Origin of the sequence: Chitiniphilus purpureus, assembly GCF_025642115.1 — a bacterium.
GTDB classification, from domain to species: Bacteria; Pseudomonadota; Gammaproteobacteria; order Burkholderiales; family Chitinibacteraceae; genus Chitiniphilus; species Chitiniphilus purpureus.
This window is the reverse complement of the sequence record NZ_CP106753.1, coordinates 1212714-1228943: the sequence shown is the minus strand read 5'-3', so window position 1 is coordinate 1228943 and position 16230 is coordinate 1212714. Positions and strand designations below refer to the sequence as shown.

Genomic DNA, 16230 nt, shown 5'->3' with positions numbered 1-16230 from the left:
GTGCCCCGAAGGGGAAATATGGGTATTTCGATTCGTGCCTACGCACGCCACCGAGGGGTGTCCGATGCAGCGGTGCGCAAGGCCATCGCTGCTGGGCGGATCACGCCGGAGGCAGACGGAACGATTGATGCCGAGCGCGTCGACCGCGAGTGGGCGCGTAATTCCGATGCACCGCGCAATGGCACGGCCACCCGCGCTGTCAAGGTCGCCGTCCCGGAGTCCAGCGGACCTACAGGAGATGGACAAGCAGCATTACCAGTCGGTGGAACGTCCTTGCTGCAAGCGCGGACGGTCAACGAAGTGGTCAAGGCGCAAACCAACAAGGTGCGCCTGGCCCGCCTCAAGGGCGAGCTGGTGGATCGGCCGCAGGCCATCGCCCATGTTTTCAAGCTGGCGCGCTCCGAACGCGATGCCTGGCTCAACTGGCCCGCACGCATCTCGGCACAGATGGCAGCCAAGCTCGGCGTCGATCCCCACACTATGCACATCGCCTTGGAAGCGGCGGTGCGTGAGCACCTGCAGGAACTGGGCGAGATGCGCCCGAGGGTGGATTGATGGACTTGGACTATGAAGGCGCTGCCGAGATTGAGCGCGCATGGCGCGAAGGACTGACTCCGGACCCGCTGCTCACAGTGTCCGAATGGTCGGATCGCCACCGCATGCTCTCCAGCAAGGCCTCTGCCGAGCCTGGGCGCTGGCGTACCAGCCGCACGCCATACCTGAAAGCAATCATGGATTGCCTGTCGCCGACCTCGCCGGTCGAGCGTGTGGTGTTCATGAAAGCGGCGCAGCTTGGCGCGACCGAGATGGGATCGAACTGGATCGGCTATGTGATCCATCACGCACCTGGGCCAATGATGGCGGTGTGGCCGACAGTGGAGATGGCCAAGCGCAACTCCAAGCAGCGGATCGATCCGCTGATCGAGGAGTCGTCCGCACTGGCGGAACTGATTGCACCGGCGCGCAGCCGGGATTCCGGCAACACCATCCTGGCCAAGGAGTTCCGGGGTGGCGTGCTGGTGATGACCGGGGCCAACAGCGCGGTCGGGCTGCGCTCGATGCCGGTGCGGTATCTGTTCCTCGACGAGGTCGACGGCTATCCGTTGGACGTCGAGGGTGAAGGCGATGCGATCTCGCTGGCCGAAGCCCGTACACGCACGTTCGCGCGGCGCAAGATCTTCATCGTCTCGACGCCGACGATTTCAGGGGCATCGGCTATCGAGCGCGAGTACGAGGCCAGTGACCAACGTCGCTACTTTGTGCCGTGTCCGCATTGCTCCCACCGTCAGTGGCTGCGTTTCGAGCTGCTGCGTTGGGACAAAGGGCAACCGGAGACCGCCGCCTACATCTGCGAGTCATGTGACACCGCCATTGCCGAGCACCACAAGACGTGGATGCTGGAGCACGGCGAGTGGCGCGCGATGATCACCGATGGCACGGGTAAGACGGCAGGCTTCCACCTGTCGTCGCTGTACAGCCCGGTGGGCTGGCGTTCGTGGCGGGAGATCGCCGCTGCGTGGGAAGCTGCCGTCAGTAAAGAGTCGGGATCGGCCGCCGCCATCAAGACCTTCAAGAACACCGAGCTAGGCGAAACCTGGGTCGAGGAAGGCGAAGCGCCGGACTGGCAACGACTGGTCGAACGCCGCGAGGACTACCGCGTCGGTACGGTGCCGCAAGGTGGTCTGCTCTTGGTCGGCGCGGCCGACGTGCAGAAAGATCGCATCGAGGCGTCGGTCTGGGCCTTTGGGCGCGGCAAGGAGTCCTGGCTGGTTGAGCACCGCGTGCTGATGGGTGACACCGCCCGCGACGCGGTGTGGAAGAGCCTCGCTGAAATGCTGGCCGAAACATGGACACATGCCTCGGGCGCGGCGATGCCGCTGGTGCGCTTTGCCTTGGATACCGGGTTTGCCACGCAGGAGGCCTACGCCTTTGTGAGGGCCTGCCGCGATTCGCGTGTGATGGCGGTCAAGGGGATGCCTCGCGGTGCAGCCTTGATCGGCACGCCGACCGCCATCGATGTCTCGCAGGGTGGCAAGAAGCTGCGCCGGGGCATCAAGGTGTACACGGTGGCGGTCAGCATCGCCAAGCTCGAGTTCTACAACAACCTGCGCAAGAGCGCCGATGTTGGCGAGGACGGATTGACCACGGTGTTCCCGGCCGGGTTCGTCCATCTGCCCAAGATCGACGCTGAGTTCATCCAGCAACTCTGCGCGGAACAACTGATCACTCGCCGCGACCGCAACGGCTTCCCGGTGCGTGAGTGGCAAAAGATGCGTGAGCGCAATGAGGCGCTCGACTGCTACGTCTACGCCCGCGCGGCTGCATCGGCGGCGGGTCTGGATCGCTTCGAGGAACGTCACTGGCGGGAACTGGAGCGACAACTGGGGCTGGCCAGTCCGCCAGCCCTTGAAACACCTACTGAATCGATCAACGAGGCCACCCAACGCGGTGGCCTCGCTGTTTCTGGCAACCGTAACACCGGTCGGCGCGTGATCAAAAGCCGCTGGCTGTCCTGACACCTCAAGGAGAAAACATGAGTCTTGCTACCCGTATCGAAAGCCTGGTCATCCGCGTCGCGCAGGAATTCAACGACGTTCGCGCCAAGGCAGGCAACCTTGCCAACCTCACCACCACCGACAAGTCGAATCTGGTCGCGGCCATCAACGAACTGAAAGCCGCCGTGGTGTCGTCGGCGGTGATCGACGATGCGCACGTCGCGGCCACGACCACGTACTCGTCCAACAAGATCGTCTCGCTGCTCGATGCGCTCAAGACCGAAATCTTGGGCGGTGCCGATGCCGCCTACGACACGCTGGTGGAAATCCAGCAACTGCTGCAGAACGGCACCAGTGGCCTGGATGCGCTGCTCGCCGCCGTCAACAACCGTGTGCGCTTCGATGCGGCGCAGTCGCTGACCGTGGCCGAGCAACTACAGGCACGCAGCAACATCGGAGCCGTCGCAGCCACCGATGTCGGCAATACCGACACAGACTTCGTCGCGGTCTTTGTGGGTGCGCTGGTCTGATGAGCCTCGCATCGCGCATCAGTGCGCTGGCCAGTCGTGTCGGGCTCGAGGTTAAGACCAAGATCGACGCCACCCACCCCGGCGTGGCCCGGGCGTGGGTGTGTTTCGGCTATGTCGGCACGCAGGTCGTCGTGCGTGCATCGCACAACGTGGCCAGCGTGACCAGGACGGCGGCTGGCCGCTACCGGGTGACCTTCGCCACTGCCATGCCGGATTCCAACTACTGCTGGACGGCGCTTGCCCGCAGCAGCACCAACAGCGGCACGCAGCGCATTGCCATCGTGCGATCCAGTACCGACCAGAAGACCGCTCAGTACGTCGACATCAGTTGCGCCACCACGTCTGCATCGTTCGACGACTCCTCCGAGATCAACCTCACGGTGTACCGCTGATGGCCTACACACAAGCACACCTCGACGCACTGGAAGCGGCGCTGGTCAAAGGCGAAAAGCGCGTGACTTTTGGCGACAAGACCGTCGAGTACCGCAGCGTCGATGAACTCCAGGCCGCCATTGGGGCGGTCAAGCGCGACCTCTTCGAGCAGGCCGTGGATACCGGGCTGTGGCCCGGTGCGCCACGCCAGATCCGGGTCACCACCGGCAAAGGGTTCTGAACATGCAATGGTTTGACCGAATGCGTAGACGCGTCGGCATGAGTCTGCTGGGCGGCACCCCGTTCTATGACGGTATCGGTGGCGGCCGTCGCGCATTGGCGTGGCAGGTCGGCAATCCAGGCGCTGTCGCAGCACTGGCGTTCACCCAGAACGAATTGCGCGCCAAGAGCCGCGATCTGGTACGCCGCAATGCCTGGGCAGCGGCAGGCGTTGAAGCCTTTGTCTCGAACGCCATTGGCACCGGCATCAAGCCGCAGAGCATGCTGGCCGATCAGCCCCTGCGAGAAGCCATTCATAGCCTGTGGTGGGACTGGTGCGAGGAGGCCGATGCCGCCGGACTGACCGATTTCTACGGACTGCAGGCCTTGGCCTGTCGCGCCATGCTCGAAGGCGGGGAATGCCTGGTGCGGCTGCGCTATCGCCGCCCAGAGGATGGCCTGCCGGTGGGTCTGCAGTTGCAGTTGCTCGAACCCGAACACCTGCCAGCCACGCTGAATCAGGAATTGGCTTCGGGAAATGTGATCCGTGCGGGCATCGAATTCGACAAGCTCGGACGGCGGGTGGCTTACCACCTGTATCGCTCACACCCGGGTGATGGCTCACTGGCTCCGATGTCGGGCACTGGTGGCGTGGTAGGCGGTCTCGACACAGTGCGTGTCCCGGCTAGCGAAATCATCCACCTGTTTCGTCCCTTGCGGCCCGGACAGATCCGGGGCGAACCGTGGCTGGCGCGCGCACTGGTCAAGCTCAACGAACTCGACCAGTACGACGACGCCGAGCTCGTGCGCAAGAAAACCGCCGCGATGTTCGCGGGCTTCATAACGCGCCTGTCCCCCGAGGACAACCTGATGGGTGAAGGCTTGCCGGATGCCAGCGGGGCTGCATTGGCCGGGCTGGAGCCGGGCACGATGCAGATCCTGGAGCCCGGCGAGGACGTGAAGTTCAGTCAGCCCGCCGACGTTGGCGCGAGCTACGCCGAATTCCTGCGCATGCAGTTCCGGGCGGTGGCAGCGGCGATGGGCATCACCTACGAGATGCTGACCGGCGACCTGACGCAAGTGAACTATTCGTCGATCCGGGCCGGGCTGCTGGAGTTTCGCCGCCGCTGTGAGGCCATCCAGCACGGCGTGATCGTCCACCAGCTGTGCCGCCCGATCTGGCGTGCCTGGATGGAGCAAGCGCTACTTGAAGGCGCGCTGGCGCTGCCGCAGTTCACCGAGAAGAAGCGCGACTACTTCGCGGCCAAATGGATTCCACAGGGTTGGCAGTGGGTCGATCCCAAGAAGGAATTCGACGCGATGCTGACCGCCATTCGCGCCGGGCTGCTGTCTCGCTCGGAAGCCATCTCGGCCTTCGGCTACGACGCCGAGGACATCGACCGCGAGATCGCCGCCGACAACCAGCGTGCCGATGCGCTCGGTCTGGTCTTTGACTCCGACCCGCGCCACGACAAAGCGCCCCAACCATCGGCATCGGGCGCTCCCATGAATGCGGCCGCCACTGTGACCGTGCCGCAAGACCAACAGGACAACTGACATGCAACTCGTTCATCTGGCGTCCCGCCTCTACGGGACGCCGCTCCTCATTGCGCGTCCCAAACTCGACGTGATCCTCTCCGTGTTGGGTTCCCGCATCGGCTTGCCCGATCTGGACATGGCAATGCCGCTGCCCATGCCGCGCCAAAGCGCCACATCGGGTCAGGCGGGCATTGCCGTCATCCCGGTGGTCGGCACGCTGGTCAGACGTTCGATGGGTATCGAAGCCGCCTCTGGCCTGATGTCCTACGGCGAGATCGAAGCCCGACTGGACGCCGCGCTGGCCGACCCACAGGTGGCGGGCATCCTGCTCGATCTGGACTCGCCCGGCGGCGAGGCCTCGGGTGTGTTTGAGTTGGCCGAGCGCATCCGCGCTGCCAGCACCATCAAGCCGATCTGGGCGCACGCCAACGATGCCGCGTACTCGGCGGCTTTTGCCATCGCGGCTGCCTGCCAGCGCCTGACGCTGTCGCAGACCGCTGGCGTCGGGTCGATTGGCGTGATCGCGCTGCACGTCGACCAGTCGGTGAAGGACGCCAAGGACGGCCTGAACTACACCGCTGTCTTCGCGGGCAGTCACAAGAACGATTTCTCCCCGCACGAGCCACTCACCCCCCAGGCCACCACCGCGTTGCAGACCGAGGTGGATCGCCTGTACGACATCTTCGTGAATCAGGTCGGACAGATGCGCGGAATCGATCCGGATGCCGTGCGCGCCACCGAGGCGGGGCTGTTCTATGGCGAGCAGGCGGTGGCAGCAGGCCTCGCCGACGCGGTGATGCCGTTTGATGCGGTGATGACCGAGTTCACCGACGCGTTGGCTGCCAAGCAGCGGTTGGCGCAGCCTGGCGTGGCCCGCGCCTCGCCGCGAAGCCTGTCCACTCAATCCATTTCAAACCCGCCCCGAAGCAAACCTTTCACCCTGGAGAACACCATGACCGACCCCAAAGACGACCACGAAAACCCGAGCGATCCGGCCGACACCGACCCACAGGGCGACCAGCCGCAGACCGACAGCGATTCGCAACCGACGCCTGCCGCCCAAGCCGCACTGGCGCAGTCGTTCGCCAGCGGGCGCGGCCAAGCTCAGGCCATTGCAGAGATGTGCCTGATCGCGGGCCAATCCCAACGCACGGCGGAATTCCTCGCAGCAGGCTTCTCGGAAGCGCAGGTGCGCCGCGCCTTGCTCGACGCCCGTGCCGACCAACCCGAAATCGCCTCGCGTATCACCGCCGATGCAGGAACCAGCCAGCACCCGGAAAACAGTCCGGTGGTCGCTGCCGTCAAGAAGCTCACCGCCAAGGAGTAAGCCATGCCCACTGTCTCTCAACCCAAGAATCTCGGCGACCTGTTGAAGTACGAAGCGCCGAATCTCTACTCGCGTGACCAGGACACCGTCGCGGCCGCGCAGAACCTGTCGCTGGGCACCGTGGTGGGCCGCGAAACGGCTACCGCCAAACTCAAGGCCCTCGACCCGAGCGCCTCGGACGGCACGGAAACCGCCGTTGGCGTGCTCGGCAATGACGTCGATGCGACGCTGATCGACCGTGAGGATGCGATCCTGATCGCCCGCCACGCCATCGTCGCGCGCGGCGCATTGGTCTGGCCGACCAGCATCAGCACGGCGCATAAAGCTGCTGCCATCAAGCAACTCGCAGAACGTGGAGTCCTGGCCCGCGATAGCGCCTGACCCACTTCCAACGCTCCGTTTCACTCCCCCCAAAACCCGCCGCTGGCGGGTTTCGTCATTTCTGGAGATCCCAAATGCAGAACCCTTTTGAAAACCCCGGCTTCTCGATGGCCAGCCTGACGGCCGCCATCAACCTCCTGCCCAATCGCTATGGGCGGCTGGAGCAACTCAACCTGTTCCCGGCCAAGCCGGTGCGCACCCGGCAGATCATCGTCGAGGAGTACGCCGGTCGTCTGAACCTGCTGCCCACCCGCGCGCCCGGTTCGCCCGGCACGGTGGGTGAACGTGGCAAGCGCAACCTGCGCTCCTTCGTGATCCCGCACATCCCCCACGACGACGTGGTGCTGCCAGAGGAAGTCCAAGGACTGCGCGCCTTCGGTTCCGAAACCGAAATGGAAGCCATCGGCGGTGTCATGGCCCGCCATCTGGAGACCATGCGCAACAAGCACGCGATCACTCTGGAGCATCTGCGCATGGGGGCGCTCAAGGGCAAGATTCTCGACGCTGATGGCAGTGAGCTCGTCGATCTGTTCGACGAGTTCGACATCACTGCGCAATCGGTGTCCTTCGAGTTTTCGACGGCGGCCGACAACGGGCAAATCAAGACTGCCTGCCTGGAACTGCTGGGGCTCATGGAAGATGGACTCACCGGCGAGTTCTCGACCGGTGTGCATGTGCTGTGCTCGACCGAGTTCTTCCGGGCGCTGACCACCCACAAGGAGGTCAAGACCGCCTACCAGAACTGGCAGCAGGGCGCAGTGCTGATCAACGACATGCGCTCGGGCTTCAGCTACAGCGGCATCACCTTCGAGGAATACCGTGGCCAGGCGTCCTTTGTGCAGGCCGACGGCACGCTGGGGTCGCGCCGCTTCATTGCCGCAGGGGAAGCCCATGCCTTCCCGGTCGGCACGGTGGATACCTTCGCCACGTACTTCGCGCCTGCGGACTTCAACGAGACCGTGAATACCATCGGCCAGCCGTTGTATGCCAAGCAGGAGCCGCGCAAGTTCGACCGGGGCACCGATCTGCACACGCAGTCGAACCCGCTGCCGATGTGCCACCGCCCGGGCGTGCTGATCAAGCTCGTTGCAGCCTGATGGATGTCGCGACGCTGTACGAAGCGGCCCGCAATGCCGGACTCCTGACCGCCGTCACGGTGGCGGGCACCACCGTGCAATGCGCCTTCCGTGCCCCAGACGAAACCGTGCTGGATGGTTTTGCACTGTCGCGGGACTACCAGATCGACTACCCGGCGTCCTGGCTGACGCTGGCAGTCGGGGACACGGTCGAGGTGGCAGGCAACACCTTTCAGGTGCGCGACGTGCGTGCCATTGGCGACGGTACCGAGCGTCGCGCCTCGCTCTCCCAACTCTGAGGAACTCCCCATGAACTCCGTCCGCGAGCGCGCCTTGCGGGAGATCGTCACGCGCCTGGCATCTGCGATTGGCCCGACACCGGTGCTGCGCATGCCTGCCGTGCCGGTCACCCGCGAGGCCAGTCCAGCGCTGCTGCTGTTCGTCGATGGCGACAGCATTACCGCCCACGCCAACCACCTGGTCGACCGGATGCTGATCGTCCGGCTTGCCGTGGTGGCACGCGGTGCGGATGCCTTCGATGTCGCCGACCAGGCGCTGGTCGCGGCCCACGCGGCAATGCTCGCCGACCCGAATCTGGGCGGTCTGGCCATCGCAGTGCGCGAGATCGACTGCGAATGGGAGTTCGACGACGCCGACTCCGGTGCCGTCGCGCTGCCCGCCCGCTACGAAATCCGCTACCGCACCCACGCCATTGATCTCACCCAAACAGGATGAACCCCTTATGCCAAATCTCTCCATCGAACTACTGAAACCCCATACCCACGCAGGCAAGCGCCTCGCCGTGGGTGATCGCCTTGATCTGAATGACGCCAGTGCCCGTTGGCTGATCGCACAAGGCACGGCCAAAGCGGCCATCCCCGCCACCGATTCCAAACCCACCCGCCGTGATGCCACGCCCGGTGTTTCCACAACTGCAGCCACCCAAGGAGACTGAACATGGCTTACTTTTCCGGACAAGGCCGCGTCTACATCGGCGCACGCGATGACCTCGGCAATCCAGCTGGACTGACCTTCGTCGGCAACGTGCCCGAGCTGAAGGTGTCGCTGTCGGTGGACACCATCGAGCACCAGGAAGCGCAGTCGGGTCAGCGCCTGACTGACCTCCAGCTCATCAAGACCAAGAAAGGCGAGTTCGCCTGCACGTTGGAAGAGCTGATCGCTACCAACTTGGCGCTCGCGCTCTACGGCACCACGACCACGATCACCCCCGGCGCGGTAACTGGCGAACTACTGCCCAACCCTGTCACCCCGGGCAGTCTGTATCCGTTGACCATGCAAAACGTGTCGGCGGTGCAGATCCAGGACTCAGATGCCACGCCAAAGACGCTCCCGGCCAGCCAGTACAGCGTCAATGCCAAGCACGGTTCACTGGTGGTGCTGGATGCCACGTCGGGCGGCCCCTACACCGAGCCGTTCACCGTCGATTACGCCTATGGCGCGGCGCAGAGCACGGCGATGTTCACCCAGCCCTTGCCCGAGCGCTGGATTCGCTTCGAGGGGCTCAACACCGCCGACGGCAACCGCGAGGTAGTGATCGACCTGTACCGCGTGGCCATCAATCCAGCCAAGGAACTCTCGATCATCACGGACGAACTGCTGAAGTTCGAGCTGTCGGGCCAGGTACTGGCGGATCTGACCAAGCCAGTCGGCGGTGATCTCGGTCAGTTCGGACGTCTGGTGCTGCTGTGATGGACGGCTTCAAGACCTTCCCCCCTGAGCCTGTGGTCGTGACGCTGTCCGGCACTGCGCTGGAACTGACGCCGATCCGGCTGGGTGAGTTGCCACGCCTGCTGGCCGTGGTGCGCCCGCTGGCCGAGGAAATCACCAGTGATCCGGACTGGATGGCGCTGCTGGGACGGCACGGCGATGCCGTGCTGGATTTGCTGGCGATCACCACCCGGCGTGAACGCGCGTGGATAAACGACCTGTCGCTGGAGGACGCCGTGCAACTGGCCGCCGCCGTGTTCGAGGTGAACGCGGATTTTTTCGTGGCGCACGTCGTTCCGGCAGTGCAAGGCGCAGCCCAGCGACTCGCACCGACGCTGAGCTCACTGACGAACTCGGGTGGGACGCTGCCGTCGCACGCCTGATCCGCGCCGGTCACCGCCTGGGCGACGTGATGGCCTACACGCTCACGCAGGCGCAAGCCTTCCTGGATGCCGACGGCCAGATCGAACGGCAGCAACTTGCCCAGTTGCTCGGCATCCATGCCGTGGCTGCCCAGGGCGAGAAGCGTGGCATCGAACAACTGCAACGCGATCTTCTGAAGGACTAACCCATGCGTCTCTCGCTCACCACCACCGGCTTGCTGGACCCGCGCCAGTTGGCGGCGTGGAGCACCGAGCGGCGTCGCGCCATCCACACCGCCGTCGCCAAGGGCATGCAGTCCGGTGGGCGTGAAGTGCGTGACGCGGCGCGATCCGAGATGCGCAGTGCCTTCACCGTCAAGCGCAACAGCTTCATCTCCTCGATGGGCGTGAAGGTGTTCGACAAGAAGCCCGAACTGCTGCCCGCCCTGCTGGTGGGCAGCAAGATTCCCTGGCTCGGTCTGCATGAAAAAGGCGGCACGGCGAGCGGCAATTTGCTGATACCGCTGCTGCCCGGGCGCATCGGCCCCAAGCGCTTCAAGGCGGTCATTGACGGCCTGATGCGCTCGGGCAATGCCTTCTTCATCGAGAAGAACGGTCGCGTGCTGCTGATGGCCGAGAACATCAAAGAGAACGCATCGCAACTCAACCGCTTCAAGCGCGCTGAGCGTGGTCGTACCGGGGCCAAGCAGATCAAGCGTGGCCAGGAGATTCCCATCGCCGTGCTGGTCAAGCGCGTCGATCTCAAACGACGACTAAATCTGGCGGGTGGCGTGCAACGCGCACTGCCTGCCTTGGCGCGGGCGATTCAACAAGAACTGGACAAAGTCTGATGGCAAGCAATCGTGCCCAAATCCTGATCAGTGCCGTCGACCAGACCAAGACCGCTTTCGACTCGATCAAGCGGGGCCTTGGTGGCCTGACCGACACCGCCAAGAGCGTCAACGGCGTGCTGGCCAACCTCGGGGTGGCCGTCTCCGTGGCCGGTCTGACCGCGATGGTGAAATCGGCCATCGACACTGGCGACGCGCTGGACGAGATGTCGCAACGTGTCGGTGTCAGCGTCGAGACCCTGTCGGTATGGAAACCGGCAGCCGAGCAGTCAGGTGTGTCCGGCGAATCGTTCGAGAAGGGGCTGCGCAAGCTGTCCACCACGATGCTGGAAGCCGCGACCGGGTCGGAAGATGCCGCGCGCGGATTCTCCGCCGTGGGTGTCGAGTTCAAGAACCAGGACGGCACCCTGCGCGCCACCGATCAGGTGCTGCTCGATCTGGCCGAGCGCTTCAAGGCCATGCCCGATGGCGCGGAGAAAACCGCGCTGGCCGTGCAACTGTTCGGCAAGTCAGGAGCCGAGCTGATCCCGTTCCTGAATCAGGGGCGCGACGGCATCAATGAGCTCGCCTCCGAGATGCAGGCGCTCGGTGTGCAGATGAGTAGTGAGACTGCAGCGCAGGCGGGCAACTTTAACGATGCGCTCGACAAGCTGAAACTGGCCACCACCAGCATCGGCAACCAGATCATCGCGTCCTTGCTACCCGCCCTGAACGATATGGCCGGTGGCATGGTCGAGTCGGCCAAGCAAGGCGGCACGCTGCGCGTGATCCTCGATGGCGTGGTGCTGGTGCTAAAGACCCTGGCCCTCGGTGCCGCCACCGTCGGCAAGGCATTCGTCGCCTTGGGCGAAGCCATTGGCGCGGGTGTCGCCGCCGCTGTGGAAGCGCTCAAGGGCAACACCGAAGGGGCCAAGGCCATCATTGCCGACCTCAAAGGCAATCTGGTCAAACGGCTGGATGAACTGGCGTCCTTCCGTGACAGCCTTTTCGACCCCAAGCCCATCGAGGTCAAGGCACCTAAGATCCAGGCTGATCCGGAACTGCTGCAACGCCTGACCAAGCCCAAAGCCGTCAAGCCAGCGCAGGATACGACCGGCGCACAAACCACGCTGATGAAAGCGCAGCTGGACGCTGAGTTCGCGCTGCTCAAGGACGGGCTGTCCCGGCAACAAACCGCGCTGGATGCCGCACTCGAAGACCGTCTGGTCTCGGTGCGCGACTACTACACGCAGAAAACTGCCCTCGAACAGCGCGAGGTCGATGCCGAGATTGCCCGCAAGCAGCAGGAGCTGGCCCGCAGTCAGCAAGTCGCCGCCACGGGCAAATCGGAAAACGACCGCCTGCGTGCCAAGGCCGAAGTGGCCAAGTCGGAAGCCGACCTCATCACGCTCAACAATCGGCGCACGGACATCGAGCAGGCAAATGCGCGTAAGGCCGCGCAAGCCGAGCGTGAGCTGGCCGATGCCTTGGCGCAGGCGCGTGAGGAACTGGCGCAGATCACCGGCACGGCCACTGATGCCGACCGGCAAGCTGCCATTGAGCGCAGTTACCGGGATCTGCGTGCGCGACTGGCGGCAGAAAGCGATGCCGATGGCGTGTCGCTCGTTGATCGGCTCATCAATGTGAAGGCTGCACAGGCTAATCTGGCTGCGCTTGAAACTCAGTGGCGGCAAGTCACTGAGCGTCTGCGTAATGCGCAGGAGACCATTCAGACCCAGCAGCAGGCTGGGCTGCTGACCGAAGCACAGGCTCGCCAGCAGATCGTGACCCTGCAACAGCAATCGGCCACCGAGATGGAGCGCCTCTTGCCGACCATGCAGCAAGCCGCGCAGGCCATCGGGCCGGATGCGGTGATTCGCGTGCAGGCGTGGCGCAACGAGCTGGATCGTACCCGCCTCACGGTCGATGAAATGGCCCCGCTGTGGAATCGCATCGGCGAGAGTTTTGGCGGTGCGCTCAACGGGATGATCACCGGCGCGCAGACCTGGCGCAGTGCCTTGGCGAGCATCTTCCAGCAGGTGTCCGACGCCTTCCTGCAGCAGATCGTGATCCAGCCGTTCCAGCAGTGGATCGCCATGCAGGCGCGGATGCTGGCGCTCAAGCTCGGTTTCATCCAGCAAGAGCAGACCGTCGATGCGGCGGCCAGCGCCGCCAAGGTCGCCCAAAAGACCACCGAAACCACCGCCGTGGTGTCGATGGATGCAGCCAAGGCGGGAGCCGGGGCGGCGGCGTCGCAGGCTTCCATTCCCTACGTTGGCCCGGCACTCGCGGTAGCCGCGATGGTAGCCATGGTCGCCGCTGTGATGGCGCTCTTGGGTGGCATCAAGAAGTTTGCGGGCGGTGGTCTGGTCTCCGGGCCGGGCAGCGCCACCTCGGATTCGATCCCGGCGCGTCTGTCCGCAGGCGAGTACGTGATGCGGGCGGCCGCCGTGCGCCAGCTCGGTGTGGCCTTCCTCGATTCGCTCAACGGTTTGTCGGCAGGCCCACGTTTCAAGGGTGGCGACTTGGCCTTCGCAGCGGGCGGACTGGTACCAGAGGTGAAAGTGCCGCCCGCGCAGCCGCAGATGAATCAGGCGGTGCGCATCGTCAACGCGGTCGATCCGGGTGTGACCCACGACCACCTGCAGTCGCCTGCCGGAGAGAAAGTCATCGTCAACATCATCGGGCGCAATGCACGGGCCATCCGTGCGGCGCTGCAAGGCTGAATTTCAGGGGAAAGTCCAATGGCACTTCTGTTCATCGACGGTTTCGACCACTACGACCCGCAAGCCGTGGACAGCTTTGGCGATCCGTGGCTTGCGCGTGGCAAGGCGGCGTATCTGTCGCCGCAGGCCACCCGTATCAATGGCCGTCGCCCGTCCTCCTATGCCCTGCGTTTGCCGGAAGGTTCGGGGGGTGGCTACGTCAAGAACCTCGACGCCACCAAGACCAGCCTGATCGTCGGGGCGGCCATTCGCGTGGTGCCGTACCAAAACACCTACACCGAGCCACTGCTGCTGGGCGTGCGCGATGCCAACTCGCAGGTCGCGCATCTCGTGAAAATCGGCGAGGACGGTCGGCTCAAGCTCTACCGCTGGCAATACGGCTATGACCAGTTGATCTCTGTCTCAGTTGCCAGCGCTCCGGCGCGCGGCTGGCACTACATCGAGTTGCAGGTCACGCAGGGCACCAGCAACGGCATTCTGTCAGTACGCATCAACGGCATCCTGGCCATCCAGATGACAGCGCAGAACACCATCCAGGGCGGTGGCCAACTGCTCACGGCATTCGTGGGTGCCGTGCCTGGCCAAAACTGCCCGCTCACCATCGACGTCGACGACTTCTACATCGCCGATACCAGCGGCACGATCAACAACACCTTTCTCGGTGATGTGCGCGTCGATGCCTTGCAGGCACAGGCCGATGGCAGCCTGAACCAGTGGACGGCCAGCCCGGTCGGTACCGCCGCATGGGAAGCCGTGAGCGACGAGGACGAAGCTACGGCGATCAATGCGCCGAACGTGGGGTTGCGCCAGTCCTTCGATGTCGAGCCGTTGCCGGTGATGGCCACGCCCGCCATCTACGGCGTCCAGCTCACGATGCTGGCCCGCAAGACCGACGCCGGTCTGGGGAAGGTCAAAGGCCTCGTGGTCAGTGGTGCACAAAGCGCCGTCAGCACCGACATCATTTTGCAAGAACAACTGGCATGGCAGAGCACGCTGTTCGAGCGCAACCCGAACGGCAACGTGCAGTGGACGGAGGCCGCCTTCAATGCCGCTGAGTTCGGCGTGGAGTCGGCATGACGGATCGCGTCGTCGTTCAAGACCTCGCGGAGGTTTCCAGCAAGCCGACGCCTGGAAGCGAACTGCCCGCCTTCCAGGGTGAAGTGCTCTCGCGCGCCACTTTCGGGGCGAGCGCAGCCAGCTTCACGCCGGAAACAGCTGTCGCTCCGCTGCCGCCCAATCTGGCGGCCAGCCTGCTGGCGGAATCCTTGGCGGGCCCCTGGCCACCCATCGACGCACCGATCTTTCTGGTCGAAGTGTTGCGCCGGGATACGGCCTCAAGCGCCATCGTCGCCACCGGTATGGATGCCTTCGGCGACCAGCCTTGGCCGGATGCGCAACGCGGCGTGTTTGCCTTCCGTCATGATTGGATGGAGCCCCTTGTGGAACGGCTGGAGTGGCAGACCAGCGTCACGCGGCTGGCCAGTGGCAACGAATCCCGTCAGGCACGCCGACGTGTTCCTCGGCGCTGGCTCACCTACAAGGTGGGCAACGCCCGGCAGACCGATGCCCTGGTGGCCGACTGGCTGGCCGATCATCTCGGTCAAATGGCGCTGTGGCCGCTGCCGCAGTACGCGGTGCACCTGACCGAGTCCTGCGAACGTGGCGCACTGGCACTCAATGTGACGGAGGCTGATGGGCGACAGTTCGGGCCACTCTCGGCCAATGTGCATCTGACCTACGACGGGGTGCAGGGCTGGCAGGAAACTGAGAACAATGGCCGCTGGATTTTGATCATCGCCGCTGATGGCTGGCAGATCGCCCAACTCAGCGATGTGGAAAGCGATCTGCTGTGGCTGACGGAGCCCTTGGCACGCGCTGCAGCCGTGGGCAGCACCATCATGCCCTTGGTGTGGGGTAAGGCCATCGATCCTGCGGATCTCACGCAGTGGGTCCCTGGCATGGTCGGTGGCAACATTCCCACACAGATCCAGCCTGCGCCACAGCCCGACCAGGATGTTCTCGATGACCCATGGCTCGACGAGGTCCCGGTCTGGCCAGATGGCAACTGGCGTGACGATCCGACAGCCGCCGCGCAGGCCACGATCACCCGCCAGGATTTATCCCCTGCAGATCCGTGGGTGCGCCGGGACGATCCGTGGGCGACGACGACTTTGCAGCGGCGCTATCTGGCCAGCTCACTCGATGAAATCGAAATCTGGCGGGCGCGGCTATGGCGCACCCAGGGGCGTCTGGAAGCCTTCTGGCTGCCTGATGGCATAGCCCCGATCTTGTGGGTGAACGTCGAAGCTGATCCCGAGGACGGCTTCCTGCGCGTGGATGGCAAAGACATCTCGGCGCTCTGGCATCGCCCCGCGGCCTGCTTGATCGTGCATCCAGACGGCTATCGGCAGTACGCCCTGACGGCTACCTGCCATCTGGATCAAAGCGGTGTGCTGGTGCTGCGCTCGGGCCTCGACGACTGGGTGCCCGCAGGCAGCCGTGTCATTCGCCTCGTTCGCTGCCGCCTCGACCACGACGCCATCGACCTGTACTGGCACAGCCCGACGCTGCTGGAGATCACTTTGACAGCACGCCAATTGCCCGAACCACGCGGCAATGACCGTCAAACCTACGAGGGAGAGTAA

19 protein-coding genes are annotated in these 16230 nt (G+C 64.3%); all 19 read left to right on the top strand.

The window, feature by feature from the left end:
* The first annotated feature begins 72 nt into the window (after positions 1 to 72).
* The 19 genes from N8I74_RS05310 (at position 73) to N8I74_RS05220 (ending at position 16230) form a co-directional block, all read left to right on the top strand.
* Entirely contained in the window at positions 73 to 555 is a 483-nt protein-coding gene (locus N8I74_RS05310; protein WP_263125902.1) for an elements of external origin, read from the top strand.
* A complete protein-coding gene (locus N8I74_RS05305; RefSeq protein ID WP_263125901.1) occupies positions 555 to 2516 on the top strand; it encodes a phage terminase large subunit family protein in 1962 nt (653 codons plus the stop codon). The genes N8I74_RS05310 and N8I74_RS05305 overlap by 1 nt, the downstream gene beginning before the upstream one ends.
* 17 nt (positions 2517 to 2533) lie before the next feature.
* A complete protein-coding gene (locus N8I74_RS05300; protein WP_009521722.1) occupies positions 2534 to 3025 on the top strand; it encodes a hypothetical protein in 492 nt (163 codons plus the stop codon).
* Positions 3025 to 3417: a hypothetical protein gene (locus N8I74_RS05295; protein WP_263125900.1), complete on the top strand. Its 393-nt coding sequence runs from the start codon at positions 3025 to 3027 to the stop codon at positions 3415 to 3417. The genes N8I74_RS05300 and N8I74_RS05295 overlap by 1 nt, the downstream gene beginning before the upstream one ends.
* Positions 3417 to 3638 (top strand): phage head-tail joining protein, encoded by a 222-nt coding sequence (locus tag N8I74_RS05290; protein WP_263125899.1) that lies wholly within the window; start codon positions 3417 to 3419, stop codon positions 3636 to 3638. Before N8I74_RS05295 ends, N8I74_RS05290 begins: the two co-directional genes overlap by 1 nt.
* A gap of 20 nt (positions 3639 to 3658) precedes the next feature.
* Positions 3659 to 5173 carry a phage portal protein gene (locus N8I74_RS05285; RefSeq protein ID WP_263125898.1) on the top strand — a complete coding sequence of 505 codons (1515 nt, stop codon included), beginning with the start codon at positions 3659 to 3661 and terminating at the stop codon, positions 5171 to 5173.
* A 1-nt stretch (position 5174) separates the two neighbouring features.
* The gene (locus N8I74_RS05280) at positions 5175 to 6482 is read left to right on the top strand and encodes a S49 family peptidase (protein ID WP_263125897.1); all 1308 of its coding nucleotides are present in this window, start codon (positions 5175 to 5177) and stop codon (positions 6480 to 6482) included.
* 3 nt (positions 6483 to 6485) lie between these two features.
* A complete protein-coding gene (locus N8I74_RS05275; RefSeq protein ID WP_263125896.1) occupies positions 6486 to 6863 on the top strand; it encodes a head decoration protein in 378 nt (125 codons plus the stop codon).
* Between the two features lie 74 nt (positions 6864 to 6937).
* A complete protein-coding gene (locus tag N8I74_RS05270; RefSeq protein WP_020200538.1) occupies positions 6938 to 7960 on the top strand; it encodes a major capsid protein in 1023 nt (340 codons plus the stop codon).
* Complete coding sequence (locus tag N8I74_RS05265; RefSeq protein WP_263125895.1) at positions 7960 to 8238, top strand: head-tail joining protein; 279 nt, start codon at positions 7960 to 7962, stop codon at positions 8236 to 8238. Before N8I74_RS05270 ends, N8I74_RS05265 begins: the two co-directional genes overlap by 1 nt.
* Before the next feature lie 10 nt (positions 8239 to 8248).
* On the top strand, positions 8249 to 8674 hold the full coding sequence (locus N8I74_RS05260; RefSeq protein WP_263125894.1) for a hypothetical protein: 426 nt from the start codon (positions 8249 to 8251) through the stop codon (positions 8672 to 8674).
* 7 nt (positions 8675 to 8681) lie between these two features.
* Positions 8682 to 8894, top strand: coding sequence for a DUF7210 family protein (locus tag N8I74_RS05255; RefSeq protein WP_263125893.1), 213 nt, complete (start codon positions 8682 to 8684; stop codon positions 8892 to 8894).
* 2 nt (positions 8895 to 8896) lie between these two features.
* Complete coding sequence (locus N8I74_RS05250) at positions 8897 to 9649, top strand: phage tail tube protein (protein ID WP_263125891.1); 753 nt, start codon at positions 8897 to 8899, stop codon at positions 9647 to 9649.
* Entirely contained in the window at positions 9649 to 10050 is a 402-nt protein-coding gene (locus N8I74_RS05245) for a hypothetical protein (protein ID WP_263125889.1), read from the top strand. Before N8I74_RS05250 ends, N8I74_RS05245 begins: the two co-directional genes overlap by 1 nt.
* Positions 10051 to 10079: 29 nt before the next feature.
* Positions 10080 to 10235, top strand: coding sequence for a hypothetical protein (locus N8I74_RS05240; RefSeq protein WP_009521710.1), 156 nt, complete (start codon positions 10080 to 10082; stop codon positions 10233 to 10235).
* Between the two features lie 3 nt (positions 10236 to 10238).
* The gene (locus tag N8I74_RS05235; RefSeq protein ID WP_263125888.1) at positions 10239 to 10880 is read left to right on the top strand and encodes a DUF6441 family protein; all 642 of its coding nucleotides are present in this window, start codon (positions 10239 to 10241) and stop codon (positions 10878 to 10880) included.
* Entirely contained in the window at positions 10880 to 13585 is a 2706-nt protein-coding gene (locus N8I74_RS05230; protein WP_263125887.1) for a coiled-coil domain-containing protein, read from the top strand. The genes N8I74_RS05235 and N8I74_RS05230 overlap by 1 nt, the downstream gene beginning before the upstream one ends.
* Positions 13586 to 13603: 18 nt before the next feature.
* On the top strand, positions 13604 to 14662 hold the full coding sequence (locus tag N8I74_RS05225; protein ID WP_263125886.1) for a hypothetical protein: 1059 nt from the start codon (positions 13604 to 13606) through the stop codon (positions 14660 to 14662).
* Entirely contained in the window at positions 14659 to 16230 is a 1572-nt protein-coding gene (locus N8I74_RS05220) for a hypothetical protein (RefSeq protein ID WP_263125885.1), read from the top strand. Before N8I74_RS05225 ends, N8I74_RS05220 begins: the two co-directional genes overlap by 4 nt.

Bases quoted from the DNA above. Each gene is read 5' to 3' on its own strand.
- N8I74_RS05305 (WP_263125901.1), top strand. From the start codon at position 555: ATGGACTTGGACTATGAAGGCGCTGCCGAGATTGAGCGCGCATGGCGC.
- N8I74_RS05300 (WP_009521722.1), top strand. From the start codon at position 2,534: ATGAGTCTTGCTACCCGTATCGAAAGCCTGGTCATCCGCGTCGCGCAG.
- N8I74_RS05295 (WP_263125900.1), top strand. From the start codon at position 3,025: ATGAGCCTCGCATCGCGCATCAGTGCGCTGGCCAGTCGTGTCGGGCTC.
- N8I74_RS05290 (WP_263125899.1), top strand. From the start codon at position 3,417: ATGGCCTACACACAAGCACACCTCGACGCACTGGAAGCGGCGCTGGTC.
- N8I74_RS05285 (WP_263125898.1), top strand. From the start codon at position 3,659: ATGCGTAGACGCGTCGGCATGAGTCTGCTGGGCGGCACCCCGTTCTAT.
- N8I74_RS05280 (WP_263125897.1), top strand. From the start codon at position 5,175: ATGCAACTCGTTCATCTGGCGTCCCGCCTCTACGGGACGCCGCTCCTC.
- N8I74_RS05275 (WP_263125896.1), top strand. From the start codon at position 6,486: ATGCCCACTGTCTCTCAACCCAAGAATCTCGGCGACCTGTTGAAGTAC.
- N8I74_RS05270 (WP_020200538.1), top strand. From the start codon at position 6,938: ATGCAGAACCCTTTTGAAAACCCCGGCTTCTCGATGGCCAGCCTGACG.
- N8I74_RS05265 (WP_263125895.1), top strand. From the start codon at position 7,960: ATGGATGTCGCGACGCTGTACGAAGCGGCCCGCAATGCCGGACTCCTG.
- N8I74_RS05260 (WP_263125894.1), top strand. From the start codon at position 8,249: ATGAACTCCGTCCGCGAGCGCGCCTTGCGGGAGATCGTCACGCGCCTG.
- N8I74_RS05255 (WP_263125893.1), top strand. From the start codon at position 8,682: ATGCCAAATCTCTCCATCGAACTACTGAAACCCCATACCCACGCAGGC.
- N8I74_RS05250 (WP_263125891.1), top strand. From the start codon at position 8,897: ATGGCTTACTTTTCCGGACAAGGCCGCGTCTACATCGGCGCACGCGAT.
- N8I74_RS05245 (WP_263125889.1), top strand. From the start codon at position 9,649: ATGGACGGCTTCAAGACCTTCCCCCCTGAGCCTGTGGTCGTGACGCTG.
- N8I74_RS05240 (WP_009521710.1), top strand. From the start codon at position 10,080: ATGGCCTACACGCTCACGCAGGCGCAAGCCTTCCTGGATGCCGACGGC.
- N8I74_RS05235 (WP_263125888.1), top strand. From the start codon at position 10,239: ATGCGTCTCTCGCTCACCACCACCGGCTTGCTGGACCCGCGCCAGTTG.
- N8I74_RS05230 (WP_263125887.1), top strand. From the start codon at position 10,880: ATGGCAAGCAATCGTGCCCAAATCCTGATCAGTGCCGTCGACCAGACC.
- N8I74_RS05225 (WP_263125886.1), top strand. From the start codon at position 13,604: ATGGCACTTCTGTTCATCGACGGTTTCGACCACTACGACCCGCAAGCC.
- N8I74_RS05220 (WP_263125885.1), top strand. From the start codon at position 14,659: ATGACGGATCGCGTCGTCGTTCAAGACCTCGCGGAGGTTTCCAGCAAG.